A 21,756-nucleotide genomic window follows, 5' to 3' on the forward strand; every position below is an offset into this window, starting at 1 on the left:
GCCGTGCTGCGCGAGATGCGCTGGTGGGACATCGAGCCGGTGCTGGCACTGGAAACCGAGCTGTTCCCCGAGGACGCCTGGTCGGAGGGGATGTTCTGGTCCGAGCTCGCGCACGCCCGCGGGCCCGGCGCCACCCGCCGGTACGTGGTCGCCGAGGACCCGGACGGCCGGATCGTCGGATACGCGGGGCTGGCCGCGGCCGGCGGCCTCGGGGACGTGCAGACGATCGCCGTCGCCCGCGACCAGTGGGGCACGGGACTCGGCGCCCGGCTCCTCACCGACCTGCTCCAGCACGCCACCGCCTTCGAGTGCGACGAGGTCCTCCTCGAGGTGCGCGTGGACAACAAAAGGGCCCAGAAGCTGTACGAGCGCTTCGGCTTCGAGCCCATCGGCTTCCGGCGCGGCTACTACCAGCCCGGAAACGTGGACGCGCTCGTGATGCGACTGACCGTTCAAGGAACAGAGACTGATTCTGATGGCTGCTGACGAACCGCTCGTACTCGGCATCGAGACCTCCTGCGACGAGACCGGTGTCGGCATCGTCCGCGGGACGACCCTCCTCGCCGACGCCGTCGCGTCGAGCGTCGACACCCACGCCCGCTTCGGCGGCGTCGTCCCCGAGATCGCCTCCCGCGCGCACCTGGAGGCGATGGTCCCGACGATCGAGCGCGCGCTGAAGACGGCGGGGATCTCCGCCCGGGACCTCGACGGCATCGCCGTCACCGCCGGCCCGGGCCTGGCGGGCGCGCTGCTCGTCGGCGTCTCCGCCGCCAAGGCGTACGCCTACGCCCTCGGCAAGCCGCTCTACGGCGTCAACCACCTGGCCTCGCACATCTGCGTCGACCAGCTGGAGCACGGCAAGCTGCCCGAGCCGACGATGGCCCTGCTGGTCTCCGGCGGGCACTCCTCGCTGCTGCTGTCCTCCGACATCACCTCCGACGTGCGGCCGATGGGCGCCACCATCGACGACGCCGCGGGCGAGGCCTTCGACAAGATCGCCCGCGTCCTCGACCTCGGCTTCCCCGGCGGTCCGGTCATCGACCGGCTCGCGAAGGAGGGCGACCCGGCGGCCATCGCGTTCCCGCGCGGTCTGACGGGCGCCAAGGACCCGGCGTACGACTTCTCCTTCTCCGGCCTGAAGACCGCCGTGGCCCGCTGGATCGAGGCCAAGCGGGCGGCCGGCGAGGAGGTGCCGGTCCGGGACGTGGCCGCGTCCTTCCAGGAGGCCGTGGTGGACGTGCTCACCCGCAAGGCCGTCCGGGCCTGCAAGGACGAGGGCGTCGACCACCTGATGATCGGCGGCGGCGTCGCCGCGAACTCGCGCCTGCGGGCCCTGGCCGAGGAGCGCTGCGAGCGCGCCGGCATCCGGCTCCGCGTGCCCCGGCCCGGCCTGTGCACCGACAACGGCGCCATGGTCGCCGCCCTCGGCGCGGAGATGGTCGCCCGCAACCGAGCCGCCTCCGACCTCGAACTGTCGGCGGACTCCTCGCTGCCGGTGACCGACCCGCACGTGCCGGGCCACGCGCACGGCCACGGTCACTCCCACGATCACGTGCACGAGGTCAGCAAGGAGAACCTCTACTCATGAGGGTCGCCCTGATGTGGGAGGCGCGGGCCGCCCAGGGCCGGGGCGCCGAGCTCCTGGAGTGGGCACGGTCGCAGGTCCTGGCGTACGACCCGGAGCGCCGGGAGACCTTCCGCGCTCCCCAGGACCGGGTCCTCGTCCTCACCTGGTGGGAGGCGGAGACGCTCGACGCCGAACTGCCGGAGCTGCCGGAACCGGACGCGGACCTCATCACCCGTCCGGTCCACCGGTGGCGCTTCGAAGCGGTCGAATAGGCGGACCGGAGCCCTTGCGCGCCGGCTCGTCGAAAAACTTCCGGCGGGGTGTCGATGCGGGCCGGGCCCGTTCGACGTAGGAGTGGACGGCGGGGAAAGGCCCCGCCACCGCACCACCCCGAGGAGTCGTCATGCCCCGCTTCCTGTCCCTCGTCCGCATCGAGGAGAACACCATCGACATGGAGAGCGCCGACCCCGGCTTCGAGCAGCGGATGGGCGCGCTGTTCGAGGAGATCACCAAGGCCGGCGTCATGCTGGACACGGCCGGGCTGCGGCCCACCGCCGAGTCCACCCGCCTCACCTGGTCGGACGGGAAGGTGTCGTACACCGACGGCCCGTTCACCGAGACCAAGGAGGTCATCGGCGGTTACGCGATGATGCAGTGCAAGGACATGGCCGAGGCGATCGAGTGGGGGAAGCGCTTCCTGGCGGTGCACCCGCCGCAGTGGAAGGTCGGCCTGGAGGTGCGCGAGGTGGAGGAGCAGCCCGAGGGCTGAACCGCCGGGGAGCCCCGGGAGCCCCGGTCCCGGCCGGTTGTCGGTGGGCCGTGCTGTCATGGAGGACGTGACGGAACACGCGGCGCGGCCCCCGGCCCGGCCCTCGGTGCGGGACACCCTCGACACGGTCTTCCGCCTGGAGTCGGCGCGGATCGTCGCCACGGCGGCCCGCGTCCTCGGGGACCTCGGCCTCGCCGAGGAGATCGCCCAGGACGTGTTCCTCGCCGCCCTGGAGCAGTGGCCCGCGACCGGCGTCCCGGACCGGCCGGGCGCCTGGCTGACCGCCGCCGCCAGGAACCGGGCGGTGGACCTGGTGCGGCGGCGCGAGACGTACGCGCGCAAGCTCGCCGAGGTGGGCCGGACGCTCGGCACGGAGACGTACGACCCCGAGCCGTCCGGCCCCGGCGACATCGACGACGACGTCCTGCGGCTCGTCTTCACCGCCTGCCACCCGGTGCTCTCCGCCGCCGCCCGCGCGGCGCTCACCCTCCGGCTCGTCGGCGGGCTCCGCACGGACGAGATCGCCCGCGCCTTCCTGGTGCCGGAGGCGACGGTCGCCCAGCGGATCGTGCGCGCGAAGCGGACCCTGGCGAAGGCGGGCGTACGGTTCGAGGTGCCGTACGGCGAGGAGCGAGCCGCGCGGCTCGGCTCGGTCCTGGAGGTCGTCTACCTGATCTTCAACGAGGGGTACGCGGCGACCGCGGGCGACGACCTGCTGCGGCCGGGCCTGTGCGAGGACGCGCTGCGGCTCGCCCGGGGCCTGGCCGCGCTCATGCCCGGCGAGAGCGAGGTCCACGGACTCGCCGCCCTGCTGGAGCTCCAGTCCTCCCGGGCACCGGCCAGGACCGGTCCGGGAGGCCGGCCCGTGCTCCTCGCCGACCAGGACCGGCGGCGCTGGAACCGGCTGCTGGTGCGGCGCGGCTTCGAGGCGCTCGCGCGGGCCGGCGACGGCCGCTCCTACGGTCCCTACGCCCTCCAGGCCGCCATCGCGGCCTGTCACGCGCGGGCGGCCGCGTACGAGGAGACGGACTGGCGGACGATCGCCGGCCTCTACGGGCGCCTCGCCGCCCTGGCGCCCTCGCCGGTCGTGGAACTCAACCGGGCGGTCGCCGTCTCGATGACCGAGGGCCCGGCCGCCGCCCTCGCGCTGGTCGACGCCCTCTCCGCCGAACCGGCCCTGGACGGCTACCACCTGCTGCCGAGCGTGCGCGGGGACCTGCTCGCCCGGCTGGGCCGGCACGCGGAGGCCCGCGAGGCGTTCGAGCGGGCCGCCGCCCTGACCCGCAACGAGAGCGAGCGCTCCCTGCTGCGCGCCCGGGCCGCCGCCCTCCCCGCCCCGGGGGCTCCGGGCGGCGAGCACTAAGGTTTTTGGCATGTCCCCGCGTCTTCCGCTGCCTCCGCCGCCACCGCCCGCAGAGATCCGGAGCTGGCCCGACCGGGACGCGCGGCTCGTCGACCGGGCGCTGGCCATGGACGAGCTGGGCCGGCGGCTGCTCGGCGGGGGGCGGCTCGCGCTGTTCCTGCTCTGGTTCGTGCTGCTCGAGTTCGGCTGGTCCCTCGTCGGGCTCCTGCTCATCGCCCTGGGCGGCGACCAGGACGCCCTCACGGTCATGATCATGCTGTTCGCCGCGGTCGTCGGCCTGGGCGTCCTCGCTCCGGCCGGGTGGATGACCGTGCGCGGCGTGCGCCAGGACCGGACCGTCCGGGTCCGCCTCGCCCAGTGGGCGGCCCTCGACCGCCACGGGCCCACCGACGCCCGGCTGCGCGCCCCGCTCCTGAGCCTCTCCTGGCTGCTGCTCTCCTGCGCGCTGTGCGCGGGCGGCCTGTGGGTGGCCTTCGCCGTCCCGGCCGGGGCCACCCGGGAGGACGGCGGTTACGGCCTGGTCGCCTACGGGATGGGCGCCTCCCTGATCCTGTGGGTCACCGGCCTCATCGGCCTGACGAAGATCGTGGGCCACTACCGCATGGCGAACCGCCTCACCGGTCCGAACCGCTTCACCGGGCCGGACCACGTGACCGCCCGCAGCCGTGTCACCGGCCGGGGCCGCCCGCAGGACGGCCGATCAGCATCGTCGGAGCCCCCGCGACCCGAGTGAGCAGCACGGTCGCCGCGTTCGGGCCCTTGGGCTTCACCTTCCGCCGGATCTCCTCCGGCTCGACCGCCGAGCCGCGCTTCTTCACGGTCAGCGTCCCCACCTCCCGCTCCCGCAGCAGGGCCTTCAGCTTCTTCAGGTTGAAGGGCAGTTCGTCGGTGATCTCGTACGCGGCGGCGTACGGGGTCGGTACGAGCGCGTCGGCCGTCACGTAGGCGATGGTCGGGTCGATCAGCCCGCCGTCCACCTCCGCCGCCACCTCGGCGACGAGGTGGGCGCGGATGACGGCGCCGTCGGGCTCGTACAGGTAGCGGCCGACGGGCCGGACCTCCGGGTCGGGCAGGCCCCGGCCGGTGAGGCTCGCCCCGGAGGGCAGCAGCGTGGCGCGGCGGGCGCCCGGCTCCGTACCGAACCAGAGCACGGCCTCCTTCACGTCCCCGCCGTCCGAGATCCACTCCGCCTCGGCCTCTTCGGGCACCGTCTCGTGCGGGATGCCCGGCGCGATCTTCAGGGCCGCGTGAGGGGCGCCGCGGGCCGCCCGGACCGCCCAGGACAGGGGCGGGGAGTACGCCTCGGGGTCGAAGATCCGGCCCCGGCCGCCGCGCCGTGCCGGGTCGACGAAGACCGCGTCGTACCCGGTGGTGTCGGTCTCGGTGACATCGGCGCAGCGCACCTCGATCAGGTCCGCGAGGCCCAGCGCCTCGGCGTTGGCGCGGGCGGCCGCGGCGGTGACGGGGTCGCGGTCGACGGCGAGGACGGAGATCCCGGCGCGGGCGAGGGCGATGGCGTCGCCGCCGATCCCGGAGCAGAGGTCGGCGACGCTGCGGACGCCGAGGGCCTCCATCCGGGCGGCGCGGTGGGCGCCGACGGAGGCACGGGTGGACTGCTCGACACCGTTGGCCGTGAAGTACATCCGGTACGCGTCGGCGGCGCCGAACTTCGCCACCGCCCGCTGCCGCAGCCGGGCCTGTCCGAGGGCCGCCGTGACGAGTTCGGCGGGGTGGTCGCGGCGCAGCCGGGAGGCGACGGCGAGTTCCCGGGCGGGGTCGTAGTCGCGCAGGGCGGCGAGGAGCGTCTGCCCTTCGGGGGTGAGCAGGGCGGTGAGGGCGGCGAGGTCGTTCACCCGCCCATTGTGGTGCCTCGCGTGTCGGGCGGCGGGTGTGGGCCGCCCGGGGGACCGTGGGGGAGGTACGGCGGTGTCGCGGCCGGGAGGGGCCCGCGCGCTGACAGGATGCGGCGCGATACCCCCCGTACGACAAAAGGAAAAAATGATGGCAAAGGGTGGGTCGTCCTCCCGTCGGGTCCTCGGGGCCGCGCTCCTCGTCGCCGCCCTCACCTCCACGGCCGCCTGCTCCGACTCCGGCTCCGGGGCCGGACCGGGGGCCGGCGGCGCGCCCGCTCCCGCCGCGGGACAGCAGGCGGGACGGGGGAACGGGCAGCAGGCCCGGCCCCTGACCGCCTCCGCCGCGCTCAACGAGCACCTCAGGAAGGTCCGCGAACAGCGCGCGGCCCGCGCCCTCGCCGCCCGGAAGTGGGGGCTGAAGCAGACCCCGCTCGAAGCCCCCGCCCCGCCCGCGAAGAAACCGGCGATCACCACCCGCAAGGGCTTCGAGACCGACGGCACCGGCCTGCCGCCCGTCTTCACCACCGTGCCCACGAAGGAGAAGGTCGTCTTCCTGACGATCGACGACGGCGCGGAGAAGGACCCCGAGCTGATCCGGATGATGACCGAGCTCGACATCCCCTACAGCGCCTTCCTCAGCGACTACGTCGTCAAGGACGACTACGGCTACTTCGCGAAGATGCAGCGCTCGCAGGCGCGCGGGGTCGCCCTGCACAACCACACCCTCAACCACCGCTACATGCCCGCCCTCTCCTACGAGCGCCAGAAGCGCGAGATCTGCGGCATGCAGGACGTCATCGAGAAGCGGTACGGCACGCGGCCCCCGCTGTTCCGCCCGCCGTACGGCAACTACAACGAGGACACCCTGCGCGCCGCCAAGGCCTGCGGGGTCAGGGCCGTGCCGCTCTGGGCCTCCGAGGCCTTCCCCGACCGCATGGAGTGGCGCGAGTGGGACCGCGACCTGCACCCCGGCGACATCGTGCTCACCCACTTCCGGGGGAAGGACGACTGGAAGGGCAGCATGCCGGACATGATCCGCAGGGTGATGAACGTGATCACCGCGAAGGGCTACGCGGTCGCCAAGCTGGAGGACTACGTATGACCGCGGTCCGCCGGTCCCTCACGGGCCCGGGCCTCACCGCGCTCCTCGCCGCCCTCCTCGCCGTCACCGGCTGCGCCCCGGCGGTGGACCCCATCGAGCGGCTGGGACGGAAGGCGGCGGAGCGCGTCGCGGCGGCGGAGCCGGTGGCCCGGTAGCGGGTGGCGCGGGTTTCGGACCCCCGCGCGATGCGCCACATGGCGTGGAATTGGCACTCCGCTTGACCGAGTGCTAATCGCGGTCATAGTCTCGCCTCTGGCACTCCCCACCGGAGAGTGCCAAAACAGCGACGGGCAGGTCCGGCACCCGCGACGACGGATCCACCTGGTCGCCACACTCAGACAGTTAACCCCGCGAGATCTCCGAAGGGGGAGGTCGGATCGTGACGACCGTCAGCTCCAAGGTTGCCATCAAGCCGCTCGAGGACCGCATCGTGGTCCAGCCGCTCGACGCCGAGCAGACCACGGCCTCTGGCCTGGTCATCCCGGACACCGCGAAGGAGAAGCCCCAGGAGGGCGCCGTCCTCGCCGTGGGCCCGGGCCGTTTCGAGAACGGCGAGCGCCTTCCGCTCGACGTGAAGGTCGGCGACGTCGTGCTCTACAGCAAGTACGGCGGCACCGAGGTCAAGTACAACGGCGACGAGTACCTCGTCCTCTCGGCCCGCGACGTGCTCGCGATCATCGAGAAGTAAGCCCAAGTACCTCCCGAGGCACCTGAAGAAGATGCTGTGAGCTGCGCCCCGAGGCCCCGTTCCGGGGCCCGGGGCGCCGCTCGTTCCACCCGATTTCCGAGAGGGCTGAATCGCTCCCATGGCGAAGATCCTGAAGTTCGACGAGGACGCCCGTCGCGCCCTTGAGCGCGGCGTCAACAAGCTTGCCGACACGGTGAAGGTGACGATCGGCCCGAAGGGTCGCAACGTCGTCATCGACAAGAAGTTCGGCGCCCCCACCATCACCAACGACGGTGTCACGATCGCCCGCGAGGTCGAGATCGAGGACCCGTACGAGAACCTCGGCGCCCAGCTGGTGAAGGAGGTGGCGACCAAGACCAACGACATCGCGGGTGACGGCACCACCACCGCCACCGTCCTCGCCCAGGCGCTCGTCCGCGAGGGTCTGCGCAACGTCGCCGCCGGCGCTTCCCCGGCCGCCCTGAAGAAGGGCATCGACGCCGCCGTCAAGGCCGTCTCCGACGAGCTCCTCGCGACCGCCCGTCCGATCGACGACAAGTCGGACATCGCCGCCGTCGCCGCGCTCTCCGCGCAGGACCAGCAGGTCGGCGAGCTCATCGCCGAGGCGATGGACAAGGTCGGCAAGGACGGTGTCATCACCGTCGAGGAGTCCAACACCTTCGGCCTGGAGCTCGACTTCACCGAGGGCATGGCCTTCGACAAGGGCTACCTGTCCCCGTACATGGTGACCGACCAGGAGCGCATGGAGGCCGTCCTCGACGACCCCTACATCCTGATCAACCAGGGCAAGATCTCGTCCATCCAGGACCTGCTGCCGCTCCTCGAGAAGGTCATCCAGGCCGGCAGCTCCAAGCCGCTGCTGATCATCGCCGAGGACGTCGAGGGCGAGGCGCTCTCCACCCTCGTCGTCAACAAGATCCGTGGCACCTTCAACGCCGTCGCCGTCAAGGCGCCCGGCTTCGGTGACCGCCGCAAGGCGATGCTCCAGGACATGGCCACCCTCACCGGTGCCACCGTCATCGCCGAGGAGGTCGGCCTCAAGCTCGACCAGGCCGGCCTGGACGTGCTCGGCTCCGCCCGCCGCGTGACCGTCACCAAGGACGACACCACCATCGTCGACGGTGGCGGCAACTCCGAGGACGTCGCGGGCCGCGTCGCCCAGATCAAGGCCGAGATCGAGACCACGGACTCCGACTGGGACCGCGAGAAGCTCCAGGAGCGCCTCGCGAAGCTGGCCGGCGGCGTGTGCGTGATCAAGGTCGGCGCCGCCACCGAGGTGGAGCTGAAGGAGAAGAAGCACCGTCTGGAGGACGCCATCTCCGCGACCCGCGCCGCGGTCGAGGAGGGCATCGTCTCCGGTGGTGGCTCCGCCCTGGTCCACGCCGTCAAGGTCCTCGAGGGCAACCTCGGCAAGGAGGGCGACGAGGCCACCGGTGTCGCCGTCGTCCGCCGCGCCGCCGTCGAGCCGCTGCGCTGGATCGCGGAGAACGCCGGCCTCGAGGGCTACGTCATCACCTCGAAGGTGTCGGAGCTCGACAAGGGCCAGGGCTTCAACGCCGCGACCGGCGAGTACGGCGACCTGATCAAGGCCGGCGTCATCGACCCGGTCAAGGTGACGCGCTCCGCCCTGGAGAACGCCGCCTCGATCGCCTCCCTGCTTCTCACCACCGAGACCCTCGTGGTGGAGAAGAAGGAGGAGGAGCCGGCGGACGCGGGCCACGGCCACGGTCACGGCCACTCCCACTGAGGCACCTGACGGATCACTGAGGCCCGGGGCCCCCGAGCGGGGGCACCGGGCCCCGGTGTTTCCGCGCCGGCCCGGGACCGTACGGGGCGGCTCAGGCCTCCACCGCGCCGATCCGGCCCATCAGGCCCAGCAGGTCGTACTGCCACCAGCCCTCCACGATCTTCCCGTCCTCCCGGAAGCGGTGGATCAGGGTCCCCGTCATGGACACCTCGATGCCGGTGGGCTGGAGCCCCATGAAGTCGCCCGTGTGGGTCCCCCGCCAGGTCCAGCGGGTGCAGACCCGGTCGCCCTCCGCGATCTGGTCCTCCACCGTGAAGGCGAAGTCGAAGCCCGCGCGCCACATCTCCACCTCGCGGCGGACCGCGTCCATCCCGAGGGCGTCCTGGGCGTTCGTCGGATCGTGGTCGTGATACCCCTCCGCGAGCACCTCGTCCAGGAGCGCCAGCTCCGGCTCCGTGGCGATCATCTCCAGGAGCCGGCGCGCGGCGGCCTTGTAGAGGGCCTCGTCCCGCACGACGTCCAGGTCGGTGAAGGTCGGCATCTCGTCGCAGAGCGCCACCATCTCGCGGAAGATCCGGTCCGTCTCGGGCAGCTGCGAGTTCCGCATCGCCACCTCGTACGAGGGGAACTCCACGATCTCCACGACGTGCGAGGCGTCGGACCGGTCCGTGCCGACGATGCTGTGGGTGGCGGTGCGTTTGCCCCGGGTCCGCTCGACCCAATGGTCCATGAGCCGGTTCAGATCCTCGACCCGGCTGGTCTTGCAGTCGATTATCTGTACGAATGTCATGACGCCTCCCGACCGGGGGTGCGGGTCTTCTCCAGTCTAGGACCGGAGGGTCCCGGGGACGCGCCCTACGCCGAGTGCCGCAGGTCCGAGGCCCGTACCTCCTCCGCGAACGGTTCGCCCCGTCCGTAGCGCGCCACCTCCTCCAGGGCCTGGTCGGCCATCCGGTGCAGTTCGTTGCCCAGTGAGCCCGCCACGTGGGGGGTGAGGAGGACGTTCGGGAGGGTGTGGAGCGGGGAGCCGGGCGGCGGCGGTTCCGGGTCGGTGACGTCGAGGACCGCGTCGAGGCGGCCCGCGACGAGGTGGGGGAGGAGCGCCGGTTCGTCGATGAGGGAGCCGCGCGAGGTGTTGATCAGCGTGGTGCCGTCGCGCATCGCGGCGAGTTGGGCCGCGCCGATCATCCGGTACGTGGACGGCAGTTGGGGCGCGTGGACCGAGACGACGCTGCTGCGGGCGCAGAGTTCGTCCAGGCCGGTGAGTTCCACCCCGGGCGGCGGGTCCTGCACGTACGGGTCGTGGAGCAGGATCTCGAAGTCGAAGGGGCGCAGCAGCTCGATGACGCGGCGGCCGATGCGGGAGGCGCCGACGATGCCGACCGTGCGGTGGTGGTTGCCCCAGTCGGCCGACTCGGCGAGCAGGCGCCGGCCGGCGCGGAGTTCGGCGTACCGCCGGGCGGAGCGCAGGACCCGCTTCCCGGCGAAGAGGATCGCGGCCAGGGTGTACTCGGCGACCGGCAGCGCGTTGGCGGCGGCGGCCGAGGTGACGCGCAGCCCCCGGTCCCAGCAGGCGCCGGTGACGTGGTGCTTGACGGAGCCGGCCGCGTGGACGACGGCCCGCAGACGCGGGGCGCGGGCGAGCACCTCGGCGGTGAGCGGGGTGGCGCCCCAGCAGGTGAGGAGGAGTTCCGCCTCGGCCAGGGCGGCGGCGACGCGCGCGTCCGGGGCGGTCAGGTCGTGGGCGACGAGGTGCGGGTCGGTGCGGGTGAGGGCCGCGAGGCGGGCGCGGTGGTCCTCGGTGAAGAGGCGGGCGTCGACGCCCGGCCCCATCGCGAGGAGCAGGGCGGGGCGGTTGTCGGTGGTCGGGTGCATGCTGGGACCTGTGCTCCTCACTTGACGCTGCCGGCGGTCAGACCCGCCTTCCAGTGGCGCTGGAGGGAGACGAAGGCGATGACGAGGGGGACCACGGCGAGCAGGGATCCGGTGACGACGAGGGGGTAGTAGCCGGGTTCGGCGTGGGCGTTGCTGTTCCACGCGTACAGGCCGAGGCTCAGCGGGAAGAGCTTCTGGTCCGAGAGCATCACCAGGGGGAGGAAGAAGTTGTTCCAGATGGCGGTGAACTGGAAGAGGAAGACCGTCACCAAGCCGGGCATGACCATGCGCAGACCGATGGACCAGAAGGCGCGCAGTTCGCCGGCCCCGTCGATACGGGCGGCCTCCAGGGCCTCGTCGGGGATGTAGCCGGCGCAGAAGACCCGGGAGAGGTAGACGCCGAACGGGTTGACGAGGACGGGGAGGAGCACCGCGGCGTAGGTGTTGACGATGCCGACCTCGCTGGCGAGCAGGTACATCGGCAGGGCGAGTGCGGTGGTGGGCACGAGCACGCCCATGAGGACGAGCCCGAACAGCTTCTCCTTGCCGCGGAAGTCGTGGACGTGGAAGGCGTACCCGGCGGCGACGCTGACGAGGGAGCAGGCGAGGGCGCCGAGGCCCGCGTACAGCAGGCTGTTGGCGTACCAGCGGAAGTAGATGCCGTCCTGGTGGGCGGCGAGGCGGGAGAGGTTGCCGCCGAGGTCGAAGCCCTCGAAGGAGAAGGCGTCTCCGGCGAGGAGTCCGCCGGCGTCCTTGGTGGCGGCGGTCACCAGCCAGACCAGGGGGAGCAATGTGTAGGCGACGGCAAGCAGGAGGGCGCCGTTGACGGCCGCCCGCGACAGCCAGACGGAGGGGGTACGGGGCGTGCTCATGCCGTCCGGCCCCCCTTCCGGCGCCCGGTCAGCCGCGTCACGGCGAAGGAGAGCAGCGCCGCCGTCAGGGCGAGGAGCACGGAGGCCGCCGCGGCGAGTCCGTAGTCGTTGCGGTCGAAGGCCGCGGTGTAGGCGTACATGTTCGGCGTCCAGGTGGAGGTGACGGCGGAGCCGGTGCCCTTGTTGAGGATCAGGGGCTCGGTGAACAGCTGGAGCGAGCCGATGACCGTGAAGAGGCCGACCATCGCGAGCGAGGCCTTGATGAGCGGGACCTTGATGGAGAGGGCGACGCGCCACGAGCCCGCCCCGTCGACGGTGGCCGCCTCGATGACGGACCGGTCGATGGCCTGGAGGGCCGCGTAGAAGATGACCATGTTGTAGCCGAGCCACTCCCACAGGGCGATGTTGACGACGGAGGGCAGGGCTCCTTCGGGCGAGAAGAAGTCGAAGCCGATCCCGCCGGCCTCCATCGCCTGCACGACCGGGCTGAGCCGGGGCGTGTAGAGGTAGACCCAGATCAGGGCGGCGATGATGCCGGGCACGGCGTGCGGCAGGAAGAGCGCGAGCTGGAAGAAGCGGCGGGCGCGGGCGAGCGCCGAGTCGAGGAGGAGCGCGAGGGCGAGGGCCCCGGCGAGGAGCAGGGGGATGTAGAGCAGGCAGTAGCCGATCAGGACGAGGAAGCCCTCGCGGAAGGCCCGGTCACCCAGCGCCGCGCGGTAGTTGCCGAGGCCGGTGAAGACGGTCTCTGCGCCGCCGAAGCCCAGCCCGGACTGCTTCTCGGTGAAGAGGCTGAGCCAGACCGCGTAGCCGATCGGCAGCACCATCACCGCGGTGAACAGGAGGAAGAAGGGGGCGAGCAGGATCGCGGCGGCGCGGGTGCGGGCCGTCATCCGGTCAGCCCTCGACCTTCAGGCCGCGCCTGGTGAGTTCGGCGACGGTGGCGTCGTGGCCGGCCTTGACGGCGTCGGCGAGGGTCGGGCCGCCGGGGGCGATCCGGCCGAAGACGTCCTTGATGGCGGTGTTGGTGGTGCCGGTGGCCGGGCCCCACGCCCAGTGCGGGTTGATGGAGGCGCCGGAGGCCTCGAAGAGGGCGTAGATGTCCTGGCCGCCGTAGAAGCCGGCGTCGAAGGCCTTCCTGGCGACCGGGCGCAGGGCCGTGGCGGCGGGGAAGGCGCTGGAGGTGCCGGAGGAGATGCGGGCCGTGACGCCCTCCTCGGTGGTGGACATCCACTCGGCGAAGGCGACCGCGGCCGCCTTGCGCTTGCTGTCCTTGGTCACGGCGAAGGTGGAGCCGCCGAGCATGCCGCTGGCGGGCCTGCCGTCCCAGCTGGGCAGGGGGGCGACGGCCCACTTGCCGCTCTGCTCGGGCAGGGTTCCCTTGAGGACGCCCGCGCCCCAGGACGCGCCGAGGTAGCCGAGGGTGGTGCCGTTCTTGAGGGAGCCGGTCCACTCGGGGCTGAAGGAGGCGTTCTTGTGGACGAGGCCGTCGTCGACGAGGCCCTGCCAGTAGGCGGTGACCCTGGTGGTCGCCGGGTCGGTGGTGTCGATCTTCCAGGTGTCGTTCTCGGCCTTGAACCACTGGGCGCCGGCCTGCCAGGCCATGGCCTCGAAGGTGGTCGGGTCGTCGGGGAAGAAGGTGGCGATCCTGGCCTCGGGGTCGGCCTTCCTGACCTGTTCGGCGGCCTCGCGGAACGCGTCCCAGGTGGTGGGGACGGCGATCTTGTACCGGTCGAAGAGGTCCTTGCGGTAGTAGAAGGCCTGGGGGGCGGCGTCGAAGGGGACCGCCCAGGTCCTGCCGCCGAGGGTGGTCAGTTCGACGGACTGCGGGAGCATGGCGGCGCGGTCGGCCTCGGTGAACTCGTCACCGATGTCCTGGAGGGCGCCGGAGCTCACGAACTCGGGGAGCGAGGGGTACTCGATGGAGACGAGGTCGGGGGCGTTGCCCGCCTTCACGGCGTTGGAGATCTTGGCGTAACCGCCGGCGGTGCCGGAGGGGATCTCCTCGAACGTCACCTGGATGTCGGTGTGGGAGGCGTTGAAGGCCGCCACCGCGTCCTTGGTGCCCTTGGCCCAGCCCCAGAAGGTGAGGGTGACGGGGCCGTTCGGCCTGTCCGCGGTGTCCGGGGTGTCCGCACCGCCACCGCCGCAGGCCGTGAGGACGGCCAGGGCGGTGGCGGCGCCTGCGGCGAGGCGGGTCGTTCTGCTCCAACTGAGGCTCACGGCACGGCTCCTGATCGGCGGCGTGGACGGGGTTGGCCGTGATCCTGGGACCGTTCCTGAACGAAGTCAAGAGCGAAAGATTGATTGATCGAAAAAAGATCAGACCGATCAGGTGCCGGTGCTCCCGCACGAGTCCCGCACCCGCAGCCTCGGCAGCAGGCTCAGATGGCGGCGCGCCGCGTCCGGGTCCCGGCCCCCGTCCGACGCCTCCGTGAGCCGCTCCACCAGCAGCTCGGCCGCGTGCCGGCCGACCTGCCGCTTGGGCGGGGCGACCGCCGTGAGCGGGGTGTCCGCGAGGGCCGCGACCTCGTCGTCGTACGCGATCAGGGCCAGGTCCCGGGGCACCCGCACCCCCAGCTCCCCGAGCCGCTGGACGATCTCGATGGCGTCCACGTCGTTGTGCACGAGCGCCGCGCTCGCCAGGCCCGAACCGACCGCCTCGTGCAGCGCCCGCACGGCCCGTTCGAAGCCCTCCGGATCCGCCTCCGCGGGTACGGAGTCGATGACCGGCCGCGGTTCCGCCAGGCCCAGCGTCCCGAGCGCCTCCGCGTACCCGGCCCGCACCGCGAGGGCCGTGGGCGAGTCACGGCGGGCCACCAGCAGGGGCGTGGAGTGGCCGAGCCCGAGCAGGTGCCGCAGCGCCAGCAGCACCCCGTGCGCGTGGTCCGAGGCGACCCGGTCCAGGCCGTCGAGCGGGCTCCCCGGCTCGGCCCGCCGCTCCAGGAGCACCGCCGGAACGGGCAGTTCGGCCAGCCAGTCCCCGTACGCGAGCCGGTCCTCCGGACCGCGCCAGCCGGGTGCCACGAGGACACCCGCGGCGCCCGCCGCGAGCAGGCCCTCGGTGCGCGCCCGGTCCTCCTCCGGCCGGTAGTCCGACACGCGCAGCACGAGCCGGGCGCCGGCCCGCGCCGCCGCCTCGTGGGCACCCCGGATCACCTCGGCGAAGTAGTACGTGGCGGAGGGCGCGAGCAGCCCCAGGACCAGGCCCTCGCCGCGCGGGCCGGCATCCGCGTCGGGCGCCGCGCCCGGCGCGGCGCGGGGCCAGGAGACCTGGCCGTGCACCCGGTCGAGCAGGCCCCGCGCGGCCAGCGCCTCGACGTCGCGGCGGGCGGTGACGGGGGAGACCCCGAGCCGGGCGGCCAGGTCGGAGACGCGGGCGGTGCCGCGTTCGCGCACCAGGGCCAGCAGTCGGTCGTGTCGTTCGGCGGCACTCTCGCGCACGTGCGGTTCCCCCTCGCGGTGGTGGTGGTGCCCCGACTGTAGAGCACGGTGATCGAACCGCAGGAATTTCGATCATTCGCTCCTCGTCTCTTGACGTTCGATCGGAGCGTCTTCAGGATCGGGCGACGCGGACGTCATCCGCAGGGAGCCTCAGGGAGCATCATGCCCAGCCCGCCCGAGAACCGTGAGCTGAGCCCGTACACCGGCTGGACCCGTGCCCACTGGGAGACCGCCGCCGACCGGCTGCTGCTCGCCGTCCGGCCGTACGCCTCACCCCGGAAGGCGCTCATCGCTCTGCCGGGTCCGCGCCCCAGCTGGTCCGGCACCCGCTCCGACGGCCTGGAGGGCTATGCCCGTACGTTCCTCCTCGCCGCGCTCCGCGTCGCCGGCGCCCGGGGGCACGACCCCCATGGCCACCTCGACCGGTACGCCGAGGGCCTCACCGCCGGGACCGCCGCACCCGGCGGGGACGGCCCCGACTCCTGGCCGCTCCCGGCCCGCACCCGCCAGGCCGTCGTGGAGTCCGCCTCCGTGGCCCTCGCCCTGCGCCTCACCCGCCCCTGGCTCTGGGACCGGCTCGACGACGCCACCCGCCACCGCACCGCCGACTGGCTGCTCCCCGCCCTCGGCCCGTCCCCCGTCGACAACAACTGGTGGCTGTTCGGCCTCACCGTCGCCGGCTTCCTCCAGGACGCGGGCATCGCCGCCGACCGGGCCGCCGCCACCGCCGGCCGTTCCCTGGCCCGCGTCGAGGACTGGTGGCGCGGCGACGGCTGGTACAGCGACGGCGACAACCGCGCCTTCGACCACTACAACGCCTGGGCCCTGCACTTCTACCCCGTCCTCCACGCGCACCTCGCCGGCGACCGGGCCCTCCTCGACCGGTACGGGCCCCGCCTGCGCGCCCACCTCGACGCCCACGTCCACCTCTTCGACGCCTCCGGTGCCCCCGTCCCGTACGGGCGCTCCCTGATCTACCGCTTCGCCGCGGTCGCCGCCCCCTGGCTCGGCACCCTCACCGGACACACCCCGCTCGGCCCCGGCGCCACCCGCCGGCTCGCCTCGGGCGCCCTGCGGTACTTCCACGAGCGCGGCGCCACCGACACACGCGGTCTGCTCACGCTCGGCTGGCACGGCCCGTACCCGCCGCTGGTCCAGGACTACTCGGGCCCCTGCTCCCCCTACTGGGCGGCCAAGGGCTTCCTCGGGCTGCTGCTTCCCCCGGACCACCCCGCCTGGACCGACCCCGAGGAACCCCTGCCCGCCGAACGGGCCGACACCGTCCGCCCCTTCGCCCCCGCGGGACTCCTCGTCCAGACCACCGCGGCCGACGGTCTCGTACGCCTCCACAACCACGGCAGCAACCACGTCCACGCCGTCCCGGGCGGCGAGGACGACCCCGGCTACGCCCGCCACGCCTACTCCACCCGTACGGGACCCACCACCGCGCCCGCCCCCGCCGACAACCACTTCGCGCTGCTCGCGGACGGGAAGGCGACCACCCGAGGCCCCGCCGCCCCCGCCGGTACGGGCCCCCGCTGGGCCGCCTCCTCGCACACCCCGCTGCCCGGCGTGACGGTCCGTTCCGTGACCCTCGCCCACGGCCGCGCCGAGGTCCGCGCCCACCTCGTCCTCGGCGCCCCGGAAGGGACACCCGTACGGCAGACCGGCTGGGCCACCACCCCCGGCGGCCCCCACGCCCAGCTCCACCCCGTCCACGGCTACCCCGCCGGCAGCACGGCCACCCCCCTCCCCACCGGGGAAACCCTTCAGGGCCCCGGCAGCCGCACCCTCGCCCTGCACGGCACCACGAGCGGCCCCGCGAGCCTCTTCGTCGCCCTCGCCTCCCTCACCGCCGCACCCGACCCGGCCCCCGCCGCGCGCCTCGCGCACATCCGCATCACCGGCCACACCCTGCGGGTGACCTGGCCCGACGGTCCCACCGACCGACTGGACCTGGACACCCTCGGTACGGCGGAGGCCCGTGGTGCCGCCGGGGCCCGGGGCTGCGCGCCGCCCGCCGACCCGGGCGGTTCCGGGAACGGCGCCCACGGGGACCAGGGCAACGGCTGACCCGCGCACGGCCGGGCGGTTCGGCGGGTGACGGGCCTACTTCGGCCCGTACTTGCGCCCCGCCCGGGAGGAGACACCGCCCAGCAGGCCGCGCGGTGCCAGCTTCACGACACCCATGAGGGCCTTGTAGCGCGGGTCGGGGATCGAGAGCGTCCTCCCGCGCTCCAGGTCGGTGAGCGCCGCCGCCACCAGCCGGTCGGCGTCCAGCCACATCCAGCCCGGGATGTTGTCGGTCCCCATCCCGGCCCGCTGGTGGAACTCCGTCCGCACGAAGCCGGGGCACAGCGCCATCAGCCGCACCCCGCTCCCCGCGAGGTCCCGGGCCGCGCCCTGGGTGAACTGCACCACCCACGCCTTGGACGCCCCGTACGTGCCGCGCGGCACGAAGGCGGCGACCGAGGCCACGTTCACCACCCCGCCCCTGCGGCGCTCCTTCATCGAGGCCGCGGCGGCCGAGGTGAGGCGCAGCACCGCCTCGCAGTGCACCCGCAGCATCTTCAGCTCGTCGGCCATGGACACTTCGAGGAAGCGGCCCTTGTTGCCGAAGCCCGCGTTGTTCACGAGCAGGTCGACCGGCTGCCTGCGGTCGGAGAGCCGGGCCTCGACGGCCGCGATCCCCTCCTCCTGCGACAGGTCCGCCGCCAGGACCTCGGCCTCGACGCCGTGCCGGTCGTGCAGTTCGGTCGCCTGCTCGCGCAGCCGCTTCACGTCCCGGGCCACGAGCACGACGTCATGGCCGTCCGCCGCGAGTCTCCGTGCGAAGGCGGCCCCGATGCCCGCGGTGGCGCCCGTAATCAGTGCAGTCGTCATGACCGAACCGTAGTGCCCGGCCCGCCCGTCAGGCGCCCTCGCCCTCGGTCCCCTCCCCGGCGGCCCCGGCCCCCTCGGACGCGTACTTCTCCGCGTACTGCCGGGCCAGGCCGAGGAGCCCCGACTCCATCCAGTCGGCGGCGGCCAGGGTGGCGGGCAGCAGACTCCGCTCGGCGGTCGCGGCCCGGTGCAGGAAGGCGACCGTCACCTCGTGGCCGGGCCGGTGCACCACCGCCACCGGGTCCCCGGCCCGGATCTCGCCCGGCTCGATCACCCGCAACAGCGCGCCGGGCCCCGCGTCCGACTGCGTGAACCGCTTCACCCAGCCCTTCTCCCCGAGGAAGCCGGCGAAGGTACGGCACGGGATGCGGCCCCCGGTGACCTCCAGGACCACCTGGTCACCGATCCGCCAGCGCTCCCCGACCAGGGCGCCGTTCACGTCGACGCCGCTCAGCGTGAGGTTCTCGCCGAAGGAGCCGTTGTCCAGCTCACGGCCGAGCTCCCGCTCCCACCGGTCCAGGTCCTCGCGGGCGAACGCGTACACCGCCCGGTCGGCGCCCCCGTGGAAGCGCAGGTCGCAGACGTCGTCACCGGCGACCCCGCTCGCGCCCGCCCCGCCCGGCCCCGGGGACTCGATCCGCACCGGCCCGTCGACGGGCCGCTTGTCGATGCCCGTCCTCCCCGAAGGGGCATCGGTGTAGTCGACGGCCTTCGCCCGGCCCGCGTTCACAGTCAGCAAGAACATGACAGCACCCTAAGGGGGCCCCTGCTCAAAGAACTTGCTGGAGTCCAGTCGATCACCCCAAGTCTCACTTATGCTTGAACCATGATCGAGGCCCGTCACCTCCGTGTCCTGCGCGCCGTCGCCGCCACCGGCTCCTTCTCCGCCGCCGCGCGTGAACTGGGGTGCACCCAGCCCGCCGTCAGCCAGCAGATGAAGGCCCTGGAGACCTCGGCCGGTACGCCGCTGCTGGTCCGCACCGGCCGGGAGATGCGCCTCACGCAGGCCGGCGAGGTCCTCGTCCGCCACGCCTCCGGCATCCTCGCGGGGCTGACCGCCGCCGAGGAGGAGGTCGCCGCCATCGCCGGTCTGCGGGCCGGCCGCGTCCGCCTGGTCTCCTTCCCCAGCGGCAGCTCCACCCTCGTCCCCACCGCACTCGCCGCCCTCCGCGCGGAACACCCCGGCACGCGCGTCTCGCTGGTCGAGGCCGAGCCGCCCCGCTCCGTCGAGATGCTGCGCGAGGGCGACTGCGACGTGGCCCTGGCCTTCCGCTACGGAGCCGGACCCTCCGAGTGGGACGACCTCGTGGTCCGCCCGCTCCTCACCGACCGGCTCGTGGGCCTGGTCCCCGAAGGGCACCGGCTCGCCGGCGCCGACGCGGTGGGCATCGACGAACTGGCCGAGGAGTCGTGGATCGCGGGCTGCCCGCGCTGCCGCCGCCAGCTCGTGGACGTCTGCGAGCGCGCCGGGTTCACCCCCCGGATCGACTTCGCCACCGACGACTACCCGGCCGTGGTCGGCCTGGTCGGCGCGGGACTGGGCGTCGCGGTCCTGCCGGAACTCGCCATCGAGTCCGTACGGCCCAAGGGGGCGCGGACCGTCACGGTCGAGCCTGCCGTGGAGCGGGAGATCGTGGCGCTGACCCTGCCCGACCTCGCCCAGGTCCCGGCGGTCGCGGCCACCCTCGAACAGCTCACCCGCGCCGCCACGCGCGCGTAGACGCCGCCACGCGCACGCGGACGCGTCCACGCGTGTGTGGACGTGGACGCGGGCGGACGGCGTGGGCACGTCCCGGCGGGGGCGCGGGGGCCGGACACGTGCCGGCGTGCCGGCGGCCCGGCGTGCGCGGGGGCCCGTCGGATGGCCTGGCCCGGGACGTAGGGGCGTCGGGACGGCGCGGGGCGCGTCGGCCCGTGCGCGTCGCCGGTGCGGTCCCGGAGTCTCGTGCGTTCCCTGGTGCGGTGCGGTGCGGTGCGGTGCGGGTGCGAGCGCGGTGCGGCGGCGGTCGGTTGCGGTCCGGTGCGGTCCGGCCCTGCCCGGGCCCGGCCAATTGCGGTTCCCTCGCCGGGCCGGTTCGTCTGCTGAAACGTTCCTTCAGTTGTGTCCGGCGGTCGGTCGGCCCATGGCCGACGAGGCCGTGCCGGACGCCGACGCCGACGCCGTGGTCGCGGAGCCCGCCGTCATCAGGCGGTTGCGCGCGCGTCCCATGAGCTCCTCGCGCTCGTCCTCGGTGAGGCCGCCCCACACGCCGTAGGGCTCCCGCACGGCGAGTGCGTGGGCCGCGCACTCCGCGCGCACCGGGCACCGCATGCAGACCTCTTTCGCCGAGTTCTCACGCGCACTCCGTGCCGCGCCGCGCTCTCCCTCGGGATGGAAGAACAAGGAGCTGTCGACCCCGCGGCAGGCCGCGAGGAGCTGCCAGTCCCACAGATCGGCGTTGGGTCCGGGAAGGCGGGAGAAATCTGCCATAGCGCTAGTCCCCTTGAAACCGTGTCGAACGGATAGACGGGCGGGTGAAGGCTGTGGAGGGGCTCCCCTCGGGCCCCGACGGGTCGGGCAACTACAACTACTGTCTAAGTAGATGTAAATATGACTCATTGCGAATCTAGCCACAGACACCGCGAAAAGGGAAGAAAACCCGCTAAATGGTGCAAAGGCTTGGGTGTCGGGGCGAAAGATTCGCGACACTCGCCTCCGCGTACGTGCCGCGCACGGCCCCTCACGTAGAGTGCCGAAGGCTGCTGTCCGACCCGTAACTCTTTCGAGTGACCGTCGTTGAGAGTGCGGAGGCGGTTGAAGGAAAAAGCGATCGGGCAGACGTCCGGGAGCGTCAACCGCACAGGTGACGATACGTACCAGCCCTGGAGGCTCAAGGTGACGCGCAACAGCTGCGAGAGCCGCGGAGGTCAGTCATGACGTCCGTTCTCGTCTGCGACGACTCCCCGCTTGCCCGAGAGGCGCTTCGCCGCGCGGTCGCGACCGTGCCCGGCGTCGAGCGCGTGACCACCGCGGCCAACGGCGAGGAAGTCCTCCGCCGCTGGGGCGCGGACCGCTCGGACCTCATCCTGATGGACGTGCGCATGCCCGGCCTCGGTGGTGTGGAAACCGTGCGCCGGCTGCTTTCCGCCGACCCCGGCGCCCGGATCATCATGCTCACCGTCGCGGAGGACCTCGACGGTGTCGCGCTCGCGGTGGCCGCGGGTGCCCGTGGCTACCTGCACAAGGACGCCTCGCGCGCCGAACTGCGGGCCACGGTGACGCAGGCCCTCGCCGACCCGACCTGGCGGCTCGCCCCGCGCCGTCTCCGCTCGGCCGAGATGGGCGCCGCGCCCACCCTCACCGCGCGCGAGATCCAGGTCCTCGAAGGCATGAGCCACGGCCGGTCCAACGCGGAGATCGGGCGCGAGCTCTTCCTCTCCGAGGACACGGTCAAGACCCACGCGCGCCGTCTCTTCAAGAAGCTGGGCGCCTCCGACCGGGCCCATGCCGTCGCGCTCGGCTTCCGCTGGGGTCTGGTCCGCTGAGCCGCAGGTCACCGACCGCCTTACCGTCCGTACCCCGTCCGTCGTGGGGCGGACGGGGCGGGCTTGTGTCA

The 21,756-nt window shown here is 73.0% G+C and carries 23 protein-coding genes; 13 read left to right on the forward strand and 10 right to left on the reverse strand.

The features are described from left to right. Positions 1-15: 15 nt before the first annotated feature. The 6 genes from rimI (at position 16) to ABTY40_RS13450 (ending at position 4,432) form a co-directional block, all read left to right on the forward strand. Entirely contained in the window at positions 16-486 is a 471-nt protein-coding gene (gene rimI, locus ABTY40_RS13425; RefSeq protein WP_352059753.1) for a ribosomal protein S18-alanine N-acetyltransferase, read from the forward strand. Then, a complete protein-coding gene (gene tsaD / locus ABTY40_RS13430) occupies positions 476-1,588 on the forward strand; it encodes a tRNA (adenosine(37)-N6)-threonylcarbamoyltransferase complex transferase subunit TsaD (RefSeq protein ID WP_345278521.1) in 1,113 nt (370 codons plus the stop codon). The genes rimI and tsaD overlap by 11 nt, the downstream gene beginning before the upstream one ends. Further along, positions 1,585-1,839, forward strand: coding sequence for a hypothetical protein (locus ABTY40_RS13435; protein ID WP_345278520.1), 255 nt, complete (start codon positions 1,585-1,587; stop codon positions 1,837-1,839). Before tsaD ends, ABTY40_RS13435 begins: the two co-directional genes overlap by 4 nt. Before the next feature lie 131 nt (positions 1,840-1,970). Beyond that, positions 1,971-2,336, forward strand: coding sequence for a YciI family protein (locus ABTY40_RS13440; protein ID WP_345278519.1), 366 nt, complete (start codon positions 1,971-1,973; stop codon positions 2,334-2,336). Positions 2,337-2,394: 58 nt separating this feature from the next. After that, a complete protein-coding gene (locus ABTY40_RS13445; RefSeq protein ID WP_502990566.1) occupies positions 2,395-3,699 on the forward strand; it encodes an RNA polymerase sigma factor in 1,305 nt (434 codons plus the stop codon). Positions 3,700-3,709: 10 nt separating this feature from the next. Next, the gene (locus ABTY40_RS13450; protein WP_352059626.1) at positions 3,710-4,432 is read left to right on the forward strand and encodes a hypothetical protein; all 723 of its coding nucleotides are present in this window, start codon (positions 3,710-3,712) and stop codon (positions 4,430-4,432) included. Here the strand turns inward: ABTY40_RS13450 and ABTY40_RS13455 are convergent. Then, positions 4,368-5,552: a THUMP-like domain-containing protein gene (locus ABTY40_RS13455; RefSeq protein ID WP_352059627.1), complete on the reverse strand. Its 1,185-nt coding sequence runs from the start codon at positions 5,550-5,552 to the stop codon at positions 4,368-4,370. The two genes, ABTY40_RS13450 and ABTY40_RS13455, sit on opposite strands and share 65 nt — an antisense overlap. A gap of 148 nt (positions 5,553-5,700) precedes the next feature. Here ABTY40_RS13455 and ABTY40_RS13460 point away from each other — a divergent pair, with 148 nt between their 5' ends. From ABTY40_RS13460 to groL, 4 genes are all read left to right on the forward strand, one after another. Then, a complete protein-coding gene (locus ABTY40_RS13460) occupies positions 5,701-6,654 on the forward strand; it encodes a polysaccharide deacetylase family protein (protein WP_352059628.1) in 954 nt (317 codons plus the stop codon). Beyond that, a complete protein-coding gene (locus ABTY40_RS13465; protein WP_352059629.1) occupies positions 6,651-6,809 on the forward strand; it encodes a hypothetical protein in 159 nt (52 codons plus the stop codon). Before ABTY40_RS13460 ends, ABTY40_RS13465 begins: the two co-directional genes overlap by 4 nt. 224 nt (positions 6,810-7,033) lie before the next feature. Continuing rightward, on the forward strand, positions 7,034-7,342 hold the full coding sequence (gene groES, locus ABTY40_RS13470) for a co-chaperone GroES (RefSeq protein WP_309053476.1): 309 nt from the start codon (positions 7,034-7,036) through the stop codon (positions 7,340-7,342). A gap of 118 nt (positions 7,343-7,460) precedes the next feature. Next, on the forward strand, positions 7,461-9,089 hold the full coding sequence (gene groL, locus ABTY40_RS13475) for a chaperonin GroEL (RefSeq protein WP_352059630.1): 1,629 nt from the start codon (positions 7,461-7,463) through the stop codon (positions 9,087-9,089). A gap of 91 nt (positions 9,090-9,180) precedes the next feature. Here groL and ABTY40_RS13480 read toward each other — a convergent pair whose 3' ends face one another. From ABTY40_RS13480 to ABTY40_RS13505, 6 genes are all read right to left on the reverse strand, one after another. Then, on the reverse strand, positions 9,181-9,879 hold the full coding sequence (locus ABTY40_RS13480) for an ester cyclase (RefSeq protein WP_352059631.1): 699 nt from the start codon (positions 9,877-9,879) through the stop codon (positions 9,181-9,183). 65 nt (positions 9,880-9,944) lie between these two features. Then, positions 9,945-10,964: a hydroxyacid dehydrogenase gene (locus ABTY40_RS13485; RefSeq protein WP_352059632.1), complete on the reverse strand. Its 1,020-nt coding sequence runs from the start codon at positions 10,962-10,964 to the stop codon at positions 9,945-9,947. Positions 10,965-10,981: 17 nt separating this feature from the next. Then, positions 10,982-11,836, reverse strand: coding sequence for a carbohydrate ABC transporter permease (locus ABTY40_RS13490; RefSeq protein WP_352059633.1), 855 nt, complete (start codon positions 11,834-11,836; stop codon positions 10,982-10,984). Continuing rightward, positions 11,833-12,726: a carbohydrate ABC transporter permease gene (locus ABTY40_RS13495; protein WP_352059634.1), complete on the reverse strand. Its 894-nt coding sequence runs from the start codon at positions 12,724-12,726 to the stop codon at positions 11,833-11,835. Before ABTY40_RS13495 ends, ABTY40_RS13490 begins: the two co-directional genes overlap by 4 nt. Positions 12,727-12,730: 4 nt before the next feature. Beyond that, on the reverse strand, positions 12,731-14,056 hold the full coding sequence (locus ABTY40_RS13500) for an ABC transporter substrate-binding protein (RefSeq protein ID WP_352059635.1): 1,326 nt from the start codon (positions 14,054-14,056) through the stop codon (positions 12,731-12,733). 108 nt (positions 14,057-14,164) lie between these two features. After that, the gene (locus ABTY40_RS13505; protein WP_352059636.1) at positions 14,165-15,277 is read right to left on the reverse strand and encodes a substrate-binding domain-containing protein; all 1,113 of its coding nucleotides are present in this window, start codon (positions 15,275-15,277) and stop codon (positions 14,165-14,167) included. Positions 15,278-15,439: 162 nt separating this feature from the next. Between ABTY40_RS13505 and ABTY40_RS13510 the strand changes: the two genes are divergently transcribed. Beyond that, the gene (locus ABTY40_RS13510; RefSeq protein ID WP_352059637.1) at positions 15,440-17,350 is read left to right on the forward strand and encodes a DUF2264 domain-containing protein; all 1,911 of its coding nucleotides are present in this window, start codon (positions 15,440-15,442) and stop codon (positions 17,348-17,350) included. A gap of 36 nt (positions 17,351-17,386) precedes the next feature. Here ABTY40_RS13510 and ABTY40_RS13515 read toward each other — a convergent pair whose 3' ends face one another. Both ABTY40_RS13515 and ABTY40_RS13520 read right to left on the reverse strand, forming a co-directional pair. Next, positions 17,387-18,160 (reverse strand): SDR family NAD(P)-dependent oxidoreductase, encoded by a 774-nt coding sequence (locus ABTY40_RS13515; protein WP_352059638.1) that lies wholly within the window; start codon positions 18,158-18,160, stop codon positions 17,387-17,389. 28 nt (positions 18,161-18,188) lie between these two features. Further along, the gene (locus ABTY40_RS13520) at positions 18,189-18,905 is read right to left on the reverse strand and encodes an MOSC domain-containing protein (protein ID WP_352059639.1); all 717 of its coding nucleotides are present in this window, start codon (positions 18,903-18,905) and stop codon (positions 18,189-18,191) included. Between the two features lie 81 nt (positions 18,906-18,986). Between ABTY40_RS13520 and ABTY40_RS13525 the strand changes: the two genes are divergently transcribed. After that, positions 18,987-19,880 carry a LysR family transcriptional regulator gene (locus ABTY40_RS13525; protein WP_345278504.1) on the forward strand — a complete coding sequence of 298 codons (894 nt, stop codon included), beginning with the start codon at positions 18,987-18,989 and terminating at the stop codon, positions 19,878-19,880. A 375-nt stretch (positions 19,881-20,255) separates the two neighbouring features. On the opposite strand, the gene ABTY40_RS13530 is transcribed toward ABTY40_RS13525, so the two are convergent. Continuing rightward, positions 20,256-20,630, reverse strand: coding sequence for a WhiB family transcriptional regulator (locus ABTY40_RS13530; RefSeq protein ID WP_352059640.1), 375 nt, complete (start codon positions 20,628-20,630; stop codon positions 20,256-20,258). A 443-nt stretch (positions 20,631-21,073) separates the two neighbouring features. Between ABTY40_RS13530 and ABTY40_RS13535 the strand changes: the two genes are divergently transcribed. Further along, positions 21,074-21,685 (forward strand): response regulator transcription factor, encoded by a 612-nt coding sequence (locus tag ABTY40_RS13535; protein ID WP_003948568.1) that lies wholly within the window; start codon positions 21,074-21,076, stop codon positions 21,683-21,685. Positions 21,686-21,756: the final 71 nt, after the last annotated feature.

It is taken from the genome of Streptomyces sp. NPDC126503 (genome assembly GCF_040302405.1).
In the GTDB taxonomy this organism is placed as follows: Bacteria; Actinomycetota; Actinomycetes; order Streptomycetales; family Streptomycetaceae; genus Streptomyces; species Streptomyces gulbargensis.

What these genes read in the sequence shown, in the direction of transcription:
- ABTY40_RS13465 (WP_352059629.1), top strand. Translation starts at nt 6,651, where the DNA reads ATGACCGCGGTCCGCCGGTCCCTCACGGGCCCGGGCCTCACCGCGCTC.
- ABTY40_RS13450 (WP_352059626.1), top strand. Translation starts at nt 3,710, where the DNA reads ATGTCCCCGCGTCTTCCGCTGCCTCCGCCGCCACCGCCCGCAGAGATC.
- ABTY40_RS13515 (WP_352059638.1), bottom strand. Translation starts at nt 18,160, where the DNA reads ATGACGACTGCACTGATTACGGGCGCCACCGCGGGCATCGGGGCCGCC.
- ABTY40_RS13440 (WP_345278519.1), top strand. Translation starts at nt 1,971, where the DNA reads ATGCCCCGCTTCCTGTCCCTCGTCCGCATCGAGGAGAACACCATCGAC.
- tsaD (WP_345278521.1), top strand. Translation starts at nt 476, where the DNA reads ATGGCTGCTGACGAACCGCTCGTACTCGGCATCGAGACCTCCTGCGAC.
- ABTY40_RS13435 (WP_345278520.1), top strand. Translation starts at nt 1,585, where the DNA reads ATGAGGGTCGCCCTGATGTGGGAGGCGCGGGCCGCCCAGGGCCGGGGC.
- ABTY40_RS13525 (WP_345278504.1), top strand. Translation starts at nt 18,987, where the DNA reads ATGATCGAGGCCCGTCACCTCCGTGTCCTGCGCGCCGTCGCCGCCACC.
- ABTY40_RS13490 (WP_352059633.1), bottom strand. Translation starts at nt 11,836, where the DNA reads ATGAGCACGCCCCGTACCCCCTCCGTCTGGCTGTCGCGGGCGGCCGTC.
- ABTY40_RS13510 (WP_352059637.1), top strand. Translation starts at nt 15,440, where the DNA reads ATGCCCAGCCCGCCCGAGAACCGTGAGCTGAGCCCGTACACCGGCTGG.
- ABTY40_RS13480 (WP_352059631.1), bottom strand. Translation starts at nt 9,879, where the DNA reads ATGACATTCGTACAGATAATCGACTGCAAGACCAGCCGGGTCGAGGAT.
- ABTY40_RS13520 (WP_352059639.1), bottom strand. Translation starts at nt 18,905, where the DNA reads ATGTTCTTGCTGACTGTGAACGCGGGCCGGGCGAAGGCCGTCGACTAC.
- ABTY40_RS13460 (WP_352059628.1), top strand. Translation starts at nt 5,701, where the DNA reads ATGGCAAAGGGTGGGTCGTCCTCCCGTCGGGTCCTCGGGGCCGCGCTC.
- rimI (WP_352059753.1), top strand. Translation starts at nt 16, where the DNA reads ATGCGCTGGTGGGACATCGAGCCGGTGCTGGCACTGGAAACCGAGCTG.
- ABTY40_RS13495 (WP_352059634.1), bottom strand. Translation starts at nt 12,726, where the DNA reads ATGACGGCCCGCACCCGCGCCGCCGCGATCCTGCTCGCCCCCTTCTTC.
- ABTY40_RS13535 (WP_003948568.1), top strand. Translation starts at nt 21,074, where the DNA reads ATGACGTCCGTTCTCGTCTGCGACGACTCCCCGCTTGCCCGAGAGGCG.
- ABTY40_RS13445 (WP_502990566.1), top strand. Translation starts at nt 2,395, where the DNA reads ATGGAGGACGTGACGGAACACGCGGCGCGGCCCCCGGCCCGGCCCTCG.
- groL (WP_352059630.1), top strand. Translation starts at nt 7,461, where the DNA reads ATGGCGAAGATCCTGAAGTTCGACGAGGACGCCCGTCGCGCCCTTGAG.
- ABTY40_RS13485 (WP_352059632.1), bottom strand. Translation starts at nt 10,964, where the DNA reads ATGCACCCGACCACCGACAACCGCCCCGCCCTGCTCCTCGCGATGGGG.
- ABTY40_RS13530 (WP_352059640.1), bottom strand. Translation starts at nt 20,630, where the DNA reads ATGGCAGATTTCTCCCGCCTTCCCGGACCCAACGCCGATCTGTGGGAC.